At 35.8% G+C, this 15,192-nt stretch carries 10 protein-coding genes; 3 read left to right on the top strand and 7 right to left on the bottom strand.

The genetic code is table 11. From position 1 onward, the window contains the following. Window positions 1-131 precede the first annotated feature (131 nt). Window positions 132-1,553, top strand: coding sequence for a chromosomal replication initiator protein DnaA (gene dnaA, locus COCH_RS09800; protein WP_015782951.1), 1,422 nt, complete (start codon window positions 132-134; stop codon window positions 1,551-1,553). Further along, window positions 1,553-2,725 (top strand): alanine dehydrogenase, encoded by a 1,173-nt coding sequence (locus COCH_RS09805; protein ID WP_015782952.1) that lies wholly within the window; start codon window positions 1,553-1,555, stop codon window positions 2,723-2,725. Before dnaA ends, COCH_RS09805 begins: the two co-directional genes overlap by 1 nt. Window positions 2,726-2,821: 96 nt before the next feature. On the opposite strand, the gene COCH_RS09810 is transcribed toward COCH_RS09805, so the two are convergent. From COCH_RS09810 to gldF, 7 genes are all read right to left on the bottom strand, one after another. Continuing rightward, the gene (locus tag COCH_RS09810; RefSeq protein WP_015782953.1) at window positions 2,822-4,042 is read right to left on the bottom strand and encodes an alpha/beta hydrolase; all 1,221 of its coding nucleotides are present in this window, start codon (window positions 4,040-4,042) and stop codon (window positions 2,822-2,824) included. 190 nt (window positions 4,043-4,232) lie between these two features. Further along, entirely contained in the window at window positions 4,233-5,531 is a 1,299-nt protein-coding gene (locus COCH_RS09815) for a TolC family protein (RefSeq protein WP_015782954.1), read from the bottom strand. Window positions 5,532-5,664: 133 nt separating this feature from the next. Next, window positions 5,665-5,976, bottom strand: a complete 312-nt coding sequence (locus COCH_RS09820) for a hypothetical protein (protein WP_002672015.1) — start codon at window positions 5,974-5,976, stop codon at window positions 5,665-5,667. Between the two features lie 356 nt (window positions 5,977-6,332). Next, entirely contained in the window at window positions 6,333-7,607 is a 1,275-nt protein-coding gene (locus COCH_RS09825) for a glycosyltransferase family 4 protein (protein WP_015782955.1), read from the bottom strand. A gap of 66 nt (window positions 7,608-7,673) precedes the next feature. Beyond that, on the bottom strand, window positions 7,674-8,867 hold the full coding sequence (gene mnmA / locus COCH_RS09830; RefSeq protein ID WP_015782956.1) for a tRNA 2-thiouridine(34) synthase MnmA: 1,194 nt from the start codon (window positions 8,865-8,867) through the stop codon (window positions 7,674-7,676). Window positions 8,868-8,869: 2 nt separating this feature from the next. Continuing rightward, a complete protein-coding gene (gene gldG, locus COCH_RS09835) occupies window positions 8,870-10,558 on the bottom strand; it encodes a gliding motility-associated ABC transporter substrate-binding protein GldG (protein ID WP_015782957.1) in 1,689 nt (562 codons plus the stop codon). Beyond that, on the bottom strand, window positions 10,555-11,274 hold the full coding sequence (gene gldF, locus COCH_RS09840; RefSeq protein WP_015782958.1) for a gliding motility-associated ABC transporter permease subunit GldF: 720 nt from the start codon (window positions 11,272-11,274) through the stop codon (window positions 10,555-10,557). The genes gldG and gldF overlap by 4 nt, the downstream gene beginning before the upstream one ends. Before the next feature lie 617 nt (window positions 11,275-11,891). Here gldF and COCH_RS09845 point away from each other — a divergent pair. Next, on the top strand, window positions 11,892-15,191 hold the full coding sequence (locus tag COCH_RS09845; protein WP_015782959.1) for a helicase-related protein: 3,300 nt from the start codon (window positions 11,892-11,894) through the stop codon (window positions 15,189-15,191). The last annotated feature ends 1 nt before the right edge of the window (window position 15,192 follow it).

Below are 15,192 nucleotides of genomic sequence, written 5' to 3' on the forward strand. Positions count from 1 at the left end.
TGTTAAATATTTTTTTTATTCAAAAATTATTCACAACTTTGCTCACTGAAAAAACAACAGTTTTATCACCGGCAAAATTAGTAAAAAAATCTAATAATCAAATTTTTAGCTAAAAAGTAGCACTAAAAAAGATGAAAGAAGCAGCTGAAAAAGTCTGGAGTAGGTGTCTTGAATTCATAAAAGACAATATCACTGAGCAACCATTTAACACTTGGTTCGCTCCTATCGTACCTGTGGAATTAGAGGGCAATACCCTAAAAATCAAAGTGCCCAGTAAATTCTTTTGCGAGTGGTTAGAAGAAAATTATATTTCTCTTCTCAAATCAGCTATGACTTTTACCTTAGGTGTAAACTCTCGCCTCGTATATATTGTCGATACTCCTCTTACTAAAGAACAACTTCCTAGTACTAATCGGCCAGAATTAGCAAAACAGACTTTGACTTTAGCTACTGAAACCAAAGACCCTGGACTTAAAAATCCTTTCGTAATACCGGGTATTCGCGAAATAACTGTTGATCCTCAGCTGAACTTACATCAGAACTTCGACAACTTTGTGGAGGGGGCTTCCAATCGTTTAGCCCGCTCTGCAGGTATGGCAGTTGCCAATAAACCTGGGGGTACGGCTTTCAATCCGCTGTTTATCTTCGGAGGAGTAGGCTTAGGTAAAACCCACTTGGCACACGCAATAGGGGTAGATATCAAAGAAAAATACCCTAAAAAGAAGGTACTATACGTCTCTGCCGAAAAGTTCACTCAACAGTTTATCAGTGCTTCCACAGCCAAAGACAAAGATAAAAATACACTTAACGACTTTATTCACTTCTATCAGCTCATCGATGTGCTGATAGTCGATGATATTCAGTTCTTATCAGGGAAGGTAAAAACCCAAGATGCTTTCTTTCACATCTTCAATCACCTGCACCAAAATGGAAAACAGGTAATTCTCACTTCCGATAAAGCACCAGTTGATTTGTTCGATATCGAACAGCGCTTGCTCTCTCGCTTCAAATGGGGGCTTTCAGCCGAACTACAAACGCCCGACTATGAAACGCGCTATAAAATATTAGAAAATAAATTCTATAATGATGGCGCTGAAATAGGTGAGGATATCATCGCTTATTTAGCTGAAAATATTCGTACCAATGTGCGTGAACTCGAAGGGGTGAGTAATTCACTGATTGCACAAGCAGCTTTCAACCGCAAAGAGTACTCTATAGAACTTGCACAAAGCATTATTGATAAATCGGTGAAGAATAATCGAAACGATTTGACGATTGACCATATTCAGCAAATCATCGCCGATTACTTTGGCTTAGATATAGAATCCTTGCATTCAAAAACTAGAAAGCGTAATGTGGTTCAAGCACGACAGTTGGCGATGTTTTTTTCGAAGAAATACACCAAAAATTCACTTTATACTATTGGAAGCCAAATAGGACAACGCGACCACGCTACGGTGCTACACGCTTGTAAAACGGTGGAAAATCTAATAGAAACCGACCGTGCATTCAAGAAATATGTAAGTGATTTGGAAACTAAATTCTCTGACTGATGGAATCCTTATCTCAACTATTACCACAAGAAGAACGATTAGCGGTAAGCAATGAACAAAAATCTCTGAAAATAGGACTTCCAAAAGAGCAAACCTTTCAGGAGCATCGCATTTGCTTAACTCCCGATGAAGTAGCGGTATTAGTAGCTAATGGACATCAAATACTAATAGAGGCTGGGGCAGGGGAGGAGGCTCATTTTTCCGATACTGACTATAGTGAGGCAGGTGCCGAAATAGTATACGATACCCAAGAAGTATTCGCGTGTCCTATTGTGCTAAAAGTTCAACCGCCCACTACTGATGAACTTGCTTACTTTAATGCTCAATCTGTATTGTTGTCGGCTTTACAACTTAACACGCAAGATAAAACTTACTTCGAGACGCTTGCACAAAAGCAAATCACTGCCTTAGCTTTTGAATATATAAAGGACGAAGCAGAAAATCACCCTATACAGCAGTCGGTTGATGAGCTCACAGGTATCGCAGCTGTACTCACCGCCTCTGAACTGCTTGCAGAAGAAAACCGACTCTTGCTCGGCAATATCACTGGAATACCGCCTACTGAAGTAGTGCTTTTGGGAGCAAATGAACTCACCAAAGCTGCTGCCAAAACTGCCTTAGGATTGGGTGCCAATGTAAAGATATTTGCTCCTTCTCTCACCGATTTGAGAAAACTACGCACACATTTGCCCTCCTCAGTATATACCGCTACTTTGCAACCTCAGTTACTCCGAGAAGCCTTAACACATTGCCACGTGCTTATAGGGGCTATGAGTGGAGAATGTCGCTCGCCCATAGTAGTAACCGAAGAGATGGTACAACAAATGAAGCGTGGTGCTGTGATAGTAGATGCTAGTATTGGCATAGGAGGCTGTATAGAAACCAGTAAGCTTACCACTTTAGAACAACTTACCTTTACAAAATACGAAGTAGTACATTGTGGAGTGCCTAATTTACCTTCCCGTTATGCTCATACAGCTTCAACTTTGCTCAGCAATATCCTATTATCTTACTTACTAAAAATAGGAGAGGAGGGAGGTGTAGAAAACCTTTTACAAATAGACAAAGGTTTTAGAAACGGACTCTATTCTTATCACGGAATCCTTACTCATCACAACATCTCCAAGTGGTTCGGATTGCCTTACAAACCTTTACATTTATTGTTTTTATAGACACAGAATAAGTTTTCTTAATACTTTGATAATAAAATGTCCGAGAAGTTACCTCTATAACTTCTCGGACATTTTGCTATTGTATTGTTTCTAACTTCAATTTTCTGTTTTGTTAAGACCTTCTAATACTGAATCAAAGAACAACAACATTTCGCGAGCGTGGTATTTGCCGTATTTGTTGAAAGTTGCTTGTGTTTTAGTATCGGGTTTCCAATCGAAGAAAGCGTGATTGGCACCTCCTACTTGTATATACTCCACCCTCTGACCGGCTTTGGAAAGGGCTCGTTCGTAAGCTTTAACCTCTTCATCTTTTATAAGTCCATCTTCTGAACCTCTAAACAACAATTGGGGTACTGTTCTTTTAGAAGCCTCTGGAATACTGTTGATAGGTGCAATTTCGTTTAAATAAGGATAGTCTTTAAAGCGATGGGTGAGCATTTCAGGGCGAAATACTCCATAGCTGGGTGCAGCAGCTTTGATAGCTTTAACCAACTCATTGCGCACTTGTGCCACAGTTTTCCCTTTAGGCATATAGGTAGGCATAAATTCGTAAACACCTTGCGTTTTACCAAAACCTCTATCGCCTATGCGTTCTACAAAATTTGCTGCTGAAGCCGATAAATGTCCTCCCGCACTATCGCCCGTAAGAAGTAACTTACTGCTATCGCCTCCGTATTTAGCAGCGTTTTCAGCAATGTGTAACAAAGCCCCATACACATCTTCTATAATTTGGTGCAATTGAGTAGGAGTACTATCTCCGTCAAGTTTGTCTATCCAGCGATAATCAATGTTGAAAACCACATATCTGCCACTGTTTGCTAGTTCGCGTGCCAAACCTCTCATCACCGATTCAGTATTGGAGCTCCATCCACCTCCGTGAATAATTACGATACAAGGTAGGTTTTGCTTACCTTTAGGACTATATACATCGTATTTCAGCGGTTTTACTCCCGGTTTAGCATAAACAATATCTTGCACTACTTTCAGATTAGCTTCCGCTTTTCTAGGTATAAAACAAGCTCCTACATTCATATCTTTGTCTACTTTCACTTTGAACTCAGGTGTAGACTGTTCATAAAACATAGCCCCCCACTGTTCTGGTAAGGAGTAATAACCACTATCAAAAATATAGCCAGTGGCAGGAGTTGCTTTGAGTGTAAGAACTGTGCCTGCTTTTACCATTCCGTCCTTAGGTAAAGTAGGACTAATAGTATACGAACCATTACGTGCCTCATCAGGCGTTACTTTGAATTTGTTTTGTGCTTGTAGCCCTACAACAAATAAGGTTATAGCACTGAATAGTATGCATTTTTTCATATATAGATAAATTAGTAATTTTACTTTTTATGACTTTTGTACTTAGTGTTGCGAGCATCTTTGATTACACCTTTCCAATTGTCAGATATTTAGGAAAACAACAAAGCTAAAGGTTCTACTTTATCTGAAATAATCTTTAATAAGGCTTGTTCGGAAGTACCAAAGTTGGACAAAAAACCATCGACCTTTATTAATGACTAAAATAATATTCTAATACTTTTAGCTTAAAAATATATTGATATTTGGCTTTAACAAAATCGTTTTGAGCATTCTCATACTGATATTTAGCTTGACTAAAATCAAAAGTATTCATTAAACCTACATTATGACGCTCTTGCGCATAACTAAACGCCTGTTGTTTTGCTTGTACCGTCTTTTCACTCGCTTCATATAGCTTTTTAGCATTCGAAGCATCATTATAGGCTTGATAAATGTTCTTCTCAGAAGTAAGTTCTGCTTGTTCTTTAGCAAATTGACTTTTTAAAAAATTTAATCGCTGACGTTTTACAGTTCCTAAAGTTGAAAATCCGTTAAAAATAGGAATATTAAGCGATAACCCTGCATACATACCTTTATTAGCATCAAGTTGTTGCCAAAAATCTTGCGCTTGCTTCTTACTCCATCGTGAACTATAACCCCATTGAGCAGAAAGACGCGGTGAATAAGCCGATTGTGATAAACGCAAACTATTTTGAGCTACTTGCATATTTGCTTCGGCTAATTTTACATCGCTCATTACCTCTTTGGCACGCTCATAAATCTCTTCAGGAGTTTTATTAAGAATATCAGCAGAAGGTTGCTCAAAAGCACTATCTGCAATATCAAAATCTCGATAGTTTTTTAACAAAAGTAATTGTGCCAAACCCATTTTGGCAATAAAGAGAGCGTTTTCGGTTGCTATTATTTGCTGTTCTTGTGTGAGCAGTTGTGCTTCGGCTTCATAAATATCTCCTTTGGGTAAAGATCCTGCACCAATAAGTTCACGGGTGCGCGTTAAACTTTCCTTTGAAATTTCTAACTGTGCTTTCAAATTCTTGATTTGTTCTTTATTGCTCAACACTTCAGCATAGGCATTGATAATCATCAGTACTATATCGTCTTTCATTTTATCTAACTGATATTGAGAAGCTATACGATTAAGTTCCGCCTGATGTAACTTGCGCCAATTTTGTAGTCCTGCAAAAAGAGTAAGGTCTACGCTTACTCCTCCTGATGCCGATTGAAAGAAAGCATTTTCAAACTGATTGGTTACAGGATTGATATTTTTTCCCTCATTTAAGTTATAAGATGCATTGCCATTCACCGAGGGCAAGAAACCTGCTTTGGCTTGCATTTTATCAATATCTGTGGCTTTTAAATCTATTTCCGATTGTTTAATAGATAGGTTATTTTCTTTGGCATACAGAATACAGTCGCTTAATGTCCACAGTTTTTGTGCTACTACTGAAAAAGGCAGTAAACAAAGTAAAAAAAATAACTTTTTCATCATTTTGTTCTATTCAATAAGTTTGATATTATATATAGTTCCTGAATTATTATACATACAAAGTAATTCGTTCTTAACTATTTATCATTACAAAAAATACCTTGTTAGGACGCACTGCCTAACAAGGTATTTTTTCTTATCGTTTGTCCTCAATACCAAATTCTTTCCATTGTGTTTGAGGAATATCAATTTTTATGAGTTTTTTAATGAAAGATACTTTACTTTCTATTTCGGTAATAGTCTTACTAAGCTCTTGAGTCTTAGTTTTGAGGTCGGCTTTGAGTTTTTCTTGCTCGCTGTTGAGTGTTTCCATCTTCTTGCGGAGTTCTTCAAGCTTGGTAATGTCTTCGGCTTTCACGCCCAAAGGCAATTTGTCATTACGACCTTTTAACCCGTCAATCATCACTTGTGATTCGACTAGATTAGTTGAATAAGTTTTCTTTGCCATAAGATTGTCAATTAAATTTTATGAGATAATTACTTGTTTTATTTGTTTCCTATATAGGAAATCGTTTTACTGAGATAGTTTTTTCAGTTCCCAACATAGGAAATCATTTTCCCGAGATAGTTTATTTAGTTTTCTATATGAGAAAACGTTTTACTGAGATAGTTTTTTTAATTCTCTATATAGGAAATTGTTTTCCCCAGATAGTTTTCTCTTCTTTTATATAAGAAGCAGAAAAAGTACTTTTTGAAATTTCTCTGCAAAGGTATGTATTATTTTTTAATAAACAAAAGAAAAAGATTATTTATCGTAGAAAATCTTTCATTAATAGAAAAAAATGTGATAAATAAGAAAACTTTTCATATCAGTTGAGCCAACCGCTGAGTAAGGGCTTTACGGCTGTATTGTTCTACTTCTTTGGGGTTGGTTTTAAGTGTTTTATGTTGGAATTGATGATAAAACTCTACTATTTTGGCTTTCATCTGAGAGGCATCGGTATATCCTACAAAAGTACCTGTTTGTGTTTCAGTGAGAATAGGTGTAACATCCCAGTTATGAGGTCCTATGGCGAGAATAGGTCGCCCTGAAATCATATATTCAAACAGTTTACCCGGAATAATACCTTGTGTTTCTTCGGAATCTATTTCGATGAGCAACAATACTTGCGATTGCTTTTGCAAACCAATAGCTTCTTGATGGCTAATATAACCTTTATTAATATAATAAGGTGTAAGTCCGTTATGGCGAATATCTTCTTCGATTTCTTCACTTACTTTGCCTGCAAAACAAAGTGTGAAATCTTCGGCAAAATGAGGTTCTTCGCGTACTAATTCGGCTAATATTTTCCACAGTATTTTGGGGTTTCTATCTGATAATAAGGAACCTATGTGCGAAATAAGGAATTTATTGGATAGGGGAGGGGTGATTGTTTTTTCCTCGTCGTAACCATTGGTAATCACCTCAATAGGAGTATTGGTAAGCTGCTGAAAGTCTTTTTGCGTCTTGAAACTTGTTGTAATCACCAAGTCTGATTGTTGTAACACTTCTTTTTCCCAATAATGCTGACGTTTATCTGCCCATTTAGTAAGGCGTAAATCTTTGTAATAACCAATAGTTGTCCACGGGTCGCGGAAATCGCTAATCCATTTGAGGTGGGGAATTTGTTTCTTTAACTCATAACCTATAAGGTGTACGCTGTGAGGAGGCGAAGTGGTGATAATAGTTTCTATCTGGTTTTCTTTTATAAACTTATTCAGATACTTTACAGAAGGTTTGACCCAGAATTTACGAGCATCGGGAATAAAGAAATTACCACGTATCCAAAGTAATACTTTATCTAAAATAGAAACTTTTTTGCGCGGAATGATACCCGAACTAATCTTTTGGGTTTTCTTTTTAGAGAACAACGAAGCCCAAGCATAAGGTTCCCATATAGGATGTTTAATAATTTGTATATCAGTAGGCAAATCGTTTCCTATTTCATTGTCGATGATAGGATAAGTTGGGTTTTCAGGAATATATACAATAGGTTCTATATTAAAATCTCGTAAATATTTTACGAATTTTAACCAACGTTGTACACCAGGTCCGCCAGCAGGCGCCCAATAATAAGTGATGATAAGTACCTTTCTCATATCTTTTTCCCTATCTGTTATTTGACATAATATACATTATAACCATTTTACAATAGGTGTTTTTTTCTATGAAATAACACCGCTACCCACTAATTCATCTCCGCTATACCAGGCAGCAAATTGTCCCTCAGTAATAGCACTTTGGGGTTCTGAAAAATGAATATACAAACCGTTTTCGACTTTGTATAAAACCGCTTTCTGTAATGGCTGACGATAGCGTATACGTACCATAAACTCTTTCGATTCATATATTTTTAATGCCAAATCTTCTCGAATCCAATGTTCATCAGGGGTTGCTATAAACAAAGCACTGCGGAACAATCCGCGATGTGTGTGTCCTTGTCCTGTATAGATGATATTCTTTTCGATATCAGTTTCTATAATGAACAAAGGTTCTTTGGTTCCTCCCACATTTAAGCCTTTGCGTTGCCCTTTAGTAAAATAATGAGCCCCTTGATGGATACCTACTTTTTTACCGTTTTCGGGTTGATACACAAAACGTTGTGACAAATACTCCAATTCGTCTTCATAAGTTTCAAAAGTGCGTGGCATATCAAAGTCAGTATATCCTTTCCAATCATTGGGGATTTCAATAATATCGCCTTGTTTGGGTTGTAGCTTTTGTTGTAGGAACTCGGGTAAACGTACTTTTCCTACAAAGCAAAGTCCCTGAGAATCTTTTTTATCAGCGGTTATCAAATCTTGGGCTTTAGCAATGGCTCTCACTTCCGATTTCTGCAATTCTCCAACAGGAAAAAGTGCTTTACTAAGTTGGTCTTGTGAAAGCTGACATAGGAAATACGATTGGTCTTTATTTTCATCTTTCCCCGATAGTAATCGGTAGATTTTTCCACCTTTTATCTCTATTTCTTCTTTGCGACAATAGTGTCCTGTTGCTACGTAATCGGCGCCTAAACTAAGGGCGAGCTTCATAAAGACATCAAACTTGATTTCGCGATTACACAACACATCGGGATTAGGTGTTCTGCCGTGTTCATATTCATTGAACATATAATCGACAATACGGGCTTTGTAGGGTTCACTCATATCCACCGTTTGAAATGGAATACCGAGCTTTTCGGCTACTAAAAGCGCATCGTTACTATCTTCTAACCAAGGACATTCATCTGAAATAGTAACCGAATCATCGTGCCAATTCTTCATAAAAAGTCCTATCACTTCATACCCTTGTTCTTTTAACAAATAGGCTGCTACACTACTGTCTACCCCTCCGCTAAGTCCTACTACTACTCTTTTCATTTTTATTCTTTCTTTATGTTCTTCTTCCTATAAAAATATAATATTGAAAGCATTACCAATATCAAAAGCAATAATGGATACACAAATACTTTTACTTGCCAACTGCTGGCACTTTCGGCTACTTTTTCCTTATCTAAGAAAGCCAATTGTACTTTCTTATTACGCAAACTCAAAAACTCAGTATCGTCTAAGAGGTAATTTAAAGCATTCTGCAAGAAAGCTTTATTGTCATAATATTTGTTTGTCCATTTATCAAATCCAAGTTCTAAGGGAATATTATTTTTGCTATCGATATCGTTTTTGATAATATCGCCATCGGCTACTACAAGCATTTTAGTAGGCTTGCTTCTATCGGATTTTTCTTTGAGGTTTATGGGGTGAATACGATCTTTATAAACTGAGTTAAACTCTCCTTCCAAAAGTACTGCTAAGGGAATATTTCCGTGTTTGTAGGCTTCTTTATTCTGGTTATTAGGGTCAATACGTAAGTTAATTTCACGTGGAGTGCCATCAGCTTTTGAGAAAGGCGAACTAGTGAGAAGAACTGTTTTCTTCACACCGTTTTTCAGCGTGTCGATGCTATTGGCAAACTGAAACCTCACCGCATCTAGATGATTGTTGATAAGGTGATTATTACCTGAAAGCACCAATGGATTATACACCCAAGGGATAGGCATATAACGGGTTTGAGAGCCATCGCCAGTAGCTACTATGATTTCAGAAAAATACAAATCGTTTACTAAGGTGTAATTAATGCGGAACCCATATTGGAAAAACATATCGGTAAGGTTCAGATTGATAGGCATAGCCATTGTCATTCCGCCTGTTTTATACATATCTTCTAAGGAAACTGCTACATTGTCAATCAGCCATAAGGCACAACCGCCATTCATTATATATTGGTCTACTACCTGCTTTTGGGCATCAGTAAAAGGCTCGGTAGGCTTAGGTACAAGTAGTAAATCAAACTTTTCGAGGTCATGTAGAGTTTTTTCAGGATTGGTTGCTACTGAATCGAGAGTGAAAGGTGCTATAAAGTAGTATTCGCGCGCTGTTTTGAGGAAGTCGGCCATATAGATATCTTCCAGCGCACCATTACTTCTGAGCACTGCAATTTTCTTCTTCTTGTCCAACGTAAACTTATAGAGCGCATCGGTAAAATTGTATTCCAATTTCTGTACCGAGTTTTGTACCTGTTCTTGGTCAGTAGAGCCGAGTTTGTTCACAAAGAGGCGTACACGCTCACTCTTCTTGCCATCACTAATTACTGCCCAAGGGAAAATATACTCAATAGAAGATTTTCCTGCTTCATTTTGAGTGATTTGCAAGGGTTGATAGCCATTGTTTATCAGTTCTTGAATCACACTTTCGGGGTGCTCCTCCCCTTCTAATGGGTTTACAAAATTGACGATAATATTGTTATTGGTAGCTGCATACTCGTCTAATAACTGAATCGTTTCAGTCTGTAATTTCTTAAATTCGGTAGGGATATTGCCTTTTAGCAATACATCAATCACGATAGGATTCTGTATTTTAGCAAGCGTTTTCTTGCTCACCTCAGAGAGCGTATAACGTTTGTCTTGTGTGAGGTCTATCCGCGTATGCCATTGCTTGGCAATATAATTGACTGCAAGGAGGCACACCAAGGCTATAAGCACCTTGATAACAGTGTTTTGAAAGAGTTTTTTCATCGTTTGTAAGCTTTGAGTGATAAGGTAGTGAGGTATATGAAAAATAAGATAACAGAGAGGAAATACAAGATATTTCGGGTGTCGAGTACTCCCCTACTGATAGCGTCGAAATGCGTTTGAAAGCCCACTCCAACGAAATCATCGGGGGCTACAAAAGCGATAAGCTGGTCGATGCCAAAAAAGAAAAAGAAGCATAGAAAGGCAGCTAACACAAAGGAAATGATTTGATTACTACTTATGGACGACGCCCATAAGCCCACTGCTGCAAAGGTGGCTACCAGTAAAAACAAGGCAATGTAAGAACCCACGGTGCCTGCTATATCTAAGTTGCCTACGGGGTTGCCCAATACCCATACCATATATACGTATAAGACTGATGGCAAGAGGATTACAAGGAGCAAGAAGAGGATACCCAAATACTTGCCGAGCACCATTTGCAGAGTGCTGACTGGCTTAGTGAACAAAAGGGCTAACATACCGCTTTTTTTCTCCTCGGAGATGCTTCTCATTGTAAGGGCAGGTACTAAAAAGACGAAAAACCAAGACGAAAGACGGAAAAAGGGCAACAAATCGGCAAAACCAGCGTTGAAAATGTTGTAATCTGTTTTAAAGACCCATAAGAACAATCCGTTAAGCACAATAAAGAGCCCAATGATAGTAAGACCAATGGGAGAAGTGAAGAAATAACGGATTTCTTTTTTGAATAGTGCGTACATTTTTATAGTTAAGAGTTAAGAGTTAAGAAGTAAAGAGTTGTGATTACTTACCTTTATTCTTAGTGATTTTTCAGCGTGCAAAAGTACGAAAATAATATGATATTACCATTATAGAGGGGCAATAAAAGTTAGTAACGATTATCATATTTTCAAGAGTATTGGTTTTTATTGCAGAAAATGTAATGTAAAATTTAGCTAGTTTTACTCTATAGTTAGCTCTCTTATTCTTTATAACGTCCCGTAAAAACTAAAAATGAAAAATTTCATAAAAACATATTGTATTAGTCAATTTTTCTATAAAATAACTATTTTATAATTTTATTAATACTAAAAATGATTCATTCTTCCTTCACTCTCCTTTTGGTGGAGGTTCGGTGAGGTATTTTTTCTATTTGGGCACTCCCCTCCCCTACCCTTTTCAAGCCTGTTTTGAAGATACTTGTGACATTATAGGATTTTCAATAAAAAGCCTATTCGTTAAATATTTTTCAAAGAGGCTAAAGGTAGTTCTGAACTATCTACAAAAAAGTATTTTTTCTTAGGTAGTTAGGTTTTTTTGTGGTATATTTGCGCCTGATTTCAGAAAATATAATAAATTGATGTAAAAATCATATTATATGAGTTCAAAGTTTTTTACTAATACAGAAGGGAATACCTTATTTAAGAAGTTTGAGGGTATTATTAAAGCAATGAAACCGGTTGCTTTCAAAGCTGTTTCAGCTTATTTTCGTTCTTCTGGTTACTTTAAAATGCGTGAAATGCTAAAAGAAGTAGAAGAAGTTAAGATATTAGTGGGTATCAATGTAGATACTCTTATAGCTGATGCTCAAAAAAGAGGAATTCTTTACTTTAAAAATTCGGATAAAACTAAAGAAGAGTTTGAAAAGTGGTTTATTGAGGATGTAAAAGAAGCTCAATATTCTAAAGAAGTAGAAGAAAGTATCTTGCAGTTTATTCAAGATATTGTAGATAAGCGTATTGAAGTAAGGGTACACAATAGTCAATCTATTCACGCTAAATTCTATATAATTTTGCCAAAAGAACATAGTGAATACACTGATGGTTGGGTTGTTATGGGCTCTTCTAATCTTACTGATGCAGGTATTGGTAGTAAAAAAGCTCCTAACTATGAATTGAATATAGCTTTAAAGGATTTTGATGATGTAGAATTTGCAAAAAAAGAGTTTGATAAACTATGGGAAGACTCTGATGTATTACTTCCTGCTGATGTAGATGGACTTATTAAGAAAACTTATATTGGGCAAACGTTTACTCCTTTCGAAATATTTATAAAACTACTTATAGAGTATTTTGGAAAAAATATTGATTACGACCCTAATACAGTGGGCGATTTACCTTCAACTTATAAAAAGCTAAGTTATCAAATAGACGCTGTAAACCAAGGGTTTGAAATGCTACAAAAGCACAATGGCTTTTTCTTAGCCGATGTGGTTGGATTAGGAAAAACAGTTATAGCCTCGATGATAGCCAAACGTTTTTGTATAGCTAATGGTTTTGCACAAACTAAAATATTAGTAGTTACTCCTCCAGCAGTAGAAAAGAACTGGAAGCAAACTTTTAAACTTTTTAAGTTAGATAAGAATACTAAGTTTATTACCAATGGTAGTCTTAATAAAATAGTAGATGAAAAGGATTTGGATAACTATTGGGAAATAGATGAATATGATTTAATTTTAGTAGATGAAGCGCATAAATATCGCAATCATAGATCGCAAGGCTTTGATTACTTACAACGAATTTGTAAAACCCCACGAAAAGCTGAAGGACTTATAGAGGGAGATAAGAAAAAAGTAATACTTATTTCAGCAACTCCTCTTAATAATCGTCCGGAAGATCTTTATTATCAAGTACAACTATTCCAAGATATTCGTACAAGTACTTTGGAAAAAGTAAATAATTTGCAAAACTTCTTTGCTCCATTGATTCGTGAATACAAAGATATTATGAATACTACCACTCCTGATATGGGAAAAGTAAGGAATATCTATAAGCAAATTCGTGAAAAAGTAATTGCTGAAATTACAGTGCGCAGAACACGGAAAGACCTTAAGAAATATCCTAAATATTTAGATGATTTAAAAGAACAGGGTATTATTTTCCCTGAAATAGCACCTTTACAAACCATAGAATATCAGTTAGACACCTCTCTTGGTAAGCTGTTTTATGAAACAATATTTAACTTAACAGATGATGATAAAATAAGTTATTATCGTTATCAGGCTATTCGCTTTTTGAACAAAGAGATACAAGAAGAATACTATGAAAAAGCTGAATTAGTATCTCAATCGTTAGCGGGTATTATGAAAACTTTAATGGTGAAGCGTTTGGAAAGTAGTTTTGTAGCGTTTAAGAAAACATTAGAGAACTTATTAAAATCAACTCAACGGATGATTGAAATGTTTGAAAATGATAGAGTTTATATTGCGCCTGACTTGAATATCAACACTTTATATGAAAAAGGTTTTTCAGAAGAGGAAATAGAAGAAATAATCCTTCAGAAAAATGCAAAAAATGCAAGAAATAATATCTTTTCGGCAGATGATTTTGATCCTGTACTCTTAGAAGGTTTAAAAAAAGATGCAAATTCACTGAAAACGCTTTTTGAAAAATGGCAAAAGATAAAGAATGACCCTAAAATAGATAAGTTATTTAGCATTTTAAATAGTACTTTACTTGATAAAGAAAAGAATCCTTCACAACAGTTAATTATTTTTACTGAAAGTAATGATACAGCTGATTATTTAACAGAAAAACTTTCAACTAAAATAGCTCCTAACAAAATATTGAAAGTTTCTTCAGAAAATAGAAGTAAAATATTTGATGATATTCAAGCTAACTTTGATGCTAACTATACAAAAGAGCGAAGAAATGATTTGCAAATACTCATTACTACCGACGTGCTTGCAGAGGGTATCAACTTGCATCGTGCTAATGTATTGTTAAATTATGATACCCCTTGGAATGCTACTAAGTTAATGCAACGACTTGGACGTATCAACCGAATAGGAAGTGAAGCAGGGATTGTGTATAACTTTATTTTCTACCCTTCAGCACAAGGTGATGAAGAAATAAAATTATACAAAAAAGCCTATATCAAACTGCAAGGTTTCCATTCTGCTTTTGGAGAAGATGCACAAGTATTCTCTAAAGAAGAATTAGTAGAACAATTTGAACTTTTCAAAGAAGGAGGTGAAGGAGAAGAAGACAAACGTTTGCACTATCTACGCTTTATCCGTGAATTTAAGGATAATAACCCTAAGGAATTTAAACGTATTTCTAACATTCCTTTCAAAGCTCGTACAGCTCGTAAAAACGAAAAAACTCCATTTGATGATGTAAAAAATGGTTCTATCATTTTTATGAAATCACCTTATAAAAGTGAATTTTATAGAGTGAATGGAAAAGAAGAAATAGAAAGTATTGACTTTTTAGAAGCAGCCGAACGCTTTGAAGCTACTGTTTCGGAGAAAGGTTTTGAGGTGCCAGCATCTCATTATAAAGATGTAAATTTGGCACAAAGTAAGTTTGAAAATGATACCATACAAGCTAATATTGAAACTGTAACTCCGACTGATAAAGCAGATGGAAATACAATGCAAGCTAAAAAATTCTTACGTGATATAAAAGGGACTTTAAATAACGAAGAACTAAAAATAGCTTGCGATCAGCTTATCAAACTTATTGACAAAGGTACTTTTACAAATATACCTACTGATGTAAAGAAGATAAGACAGCAGTTAGATAAACAAAAAATAACATTTGGAAATGCACAACAACTTATTCTAAATTTAGCTAATAAATACGCAGTATCATCTTTTGATAGTATAAAAAATAATAAGGAAAAAGCATTGGATATATCACCCGAAATAGTAATCACTGAAACATTTATTAAATAGT

The organism is Capnocytophaga ochracea DSM 7271 (assembly GCF_000023285.1).
Taxonomy (GTDB): domain Bacteria; phylum Bacteroidota; class Bacteroidia; order Flavobacteriales; family Flavobacteriaceae; genus Capnocytophaga; species Capnocytophaga ochracea.

What these genes read in the sequence shown, in the direction of transcription:
- dnaA (WP_015782951.1), top strand. Translation starts at nt 132, where the DNA reads ATGAAAGAAGCAGCTGAAAAAGTCTGGAGTAGGTGTCTTGAATTCATA.
- COCH_RS09805 (WP_015782952.1), top strand. Translation starts at nt 1,553, where the DNA reads ATGGAATCCTTATCTCAACTATTACCACAAGAAGAACGATTAGCGGTA.
- COCH_RS09810 (WP_015782953.1), bottom strand. Translation starts at nt 4,042, where the DNA reads ATGAAAAAATGCATACTATTCAGTGCTATAACCTTATTTGTTGTAGGG.
- COCH_RS09815 (WP_015782954.1), bottom strand. Translation starts at nt 5,531, where the DNA reads ATGATGAAAAAGTTATTTTTTTTACTTTGTTTACTGCCTTTTTCAGTA.
- COCH_RS09820 (WP_002672015.1), bottom strand. Translation starts at nt 5,976, where the DNA reads ATGGCAAAGAAAACTTATTCAACTAATCTAGTCGAATCACAAGTGATG.
- COCH_RS09825 (WP_015782955.1), bottom strand. Translation starts at nt 7,607, where the DNA reads ATGAGAAAGGTACTTATCATCACTTATTATTGGGCGCCTGCTGGCGGA.
- mnmA (WP_015782956.1), bottom strand. Translation starts at nt 8,867, where the DNA reads ATGAAAAGAGTAGTAGTAGGACTTAGCGGAGGGGTAGACAGTAGTGTA.
- gldG (WP_015782957.1), bottom strand. Translation starts at nt 10,558, where the DNA reads ATGAAAAAACTCTTTCAAAACACTGTTATCAAGGTGCTTATAGCCTTG.
- gldF (WP_015782958.1), bottom strand. Translation starts at nt 11,274, where the DNA reads ATGTACGCACTATTCAAAAAAGAAATCCGTTATTTCTTCACTTCTCCC.
- COCH_RS09845 (WP_015782959.1), top strand. Translation starts at nt 11,892, where the DNA reads ATGAGTTCAAAGTTTTTTACTAATACAGAAGGGAATACCTTATTTAAG.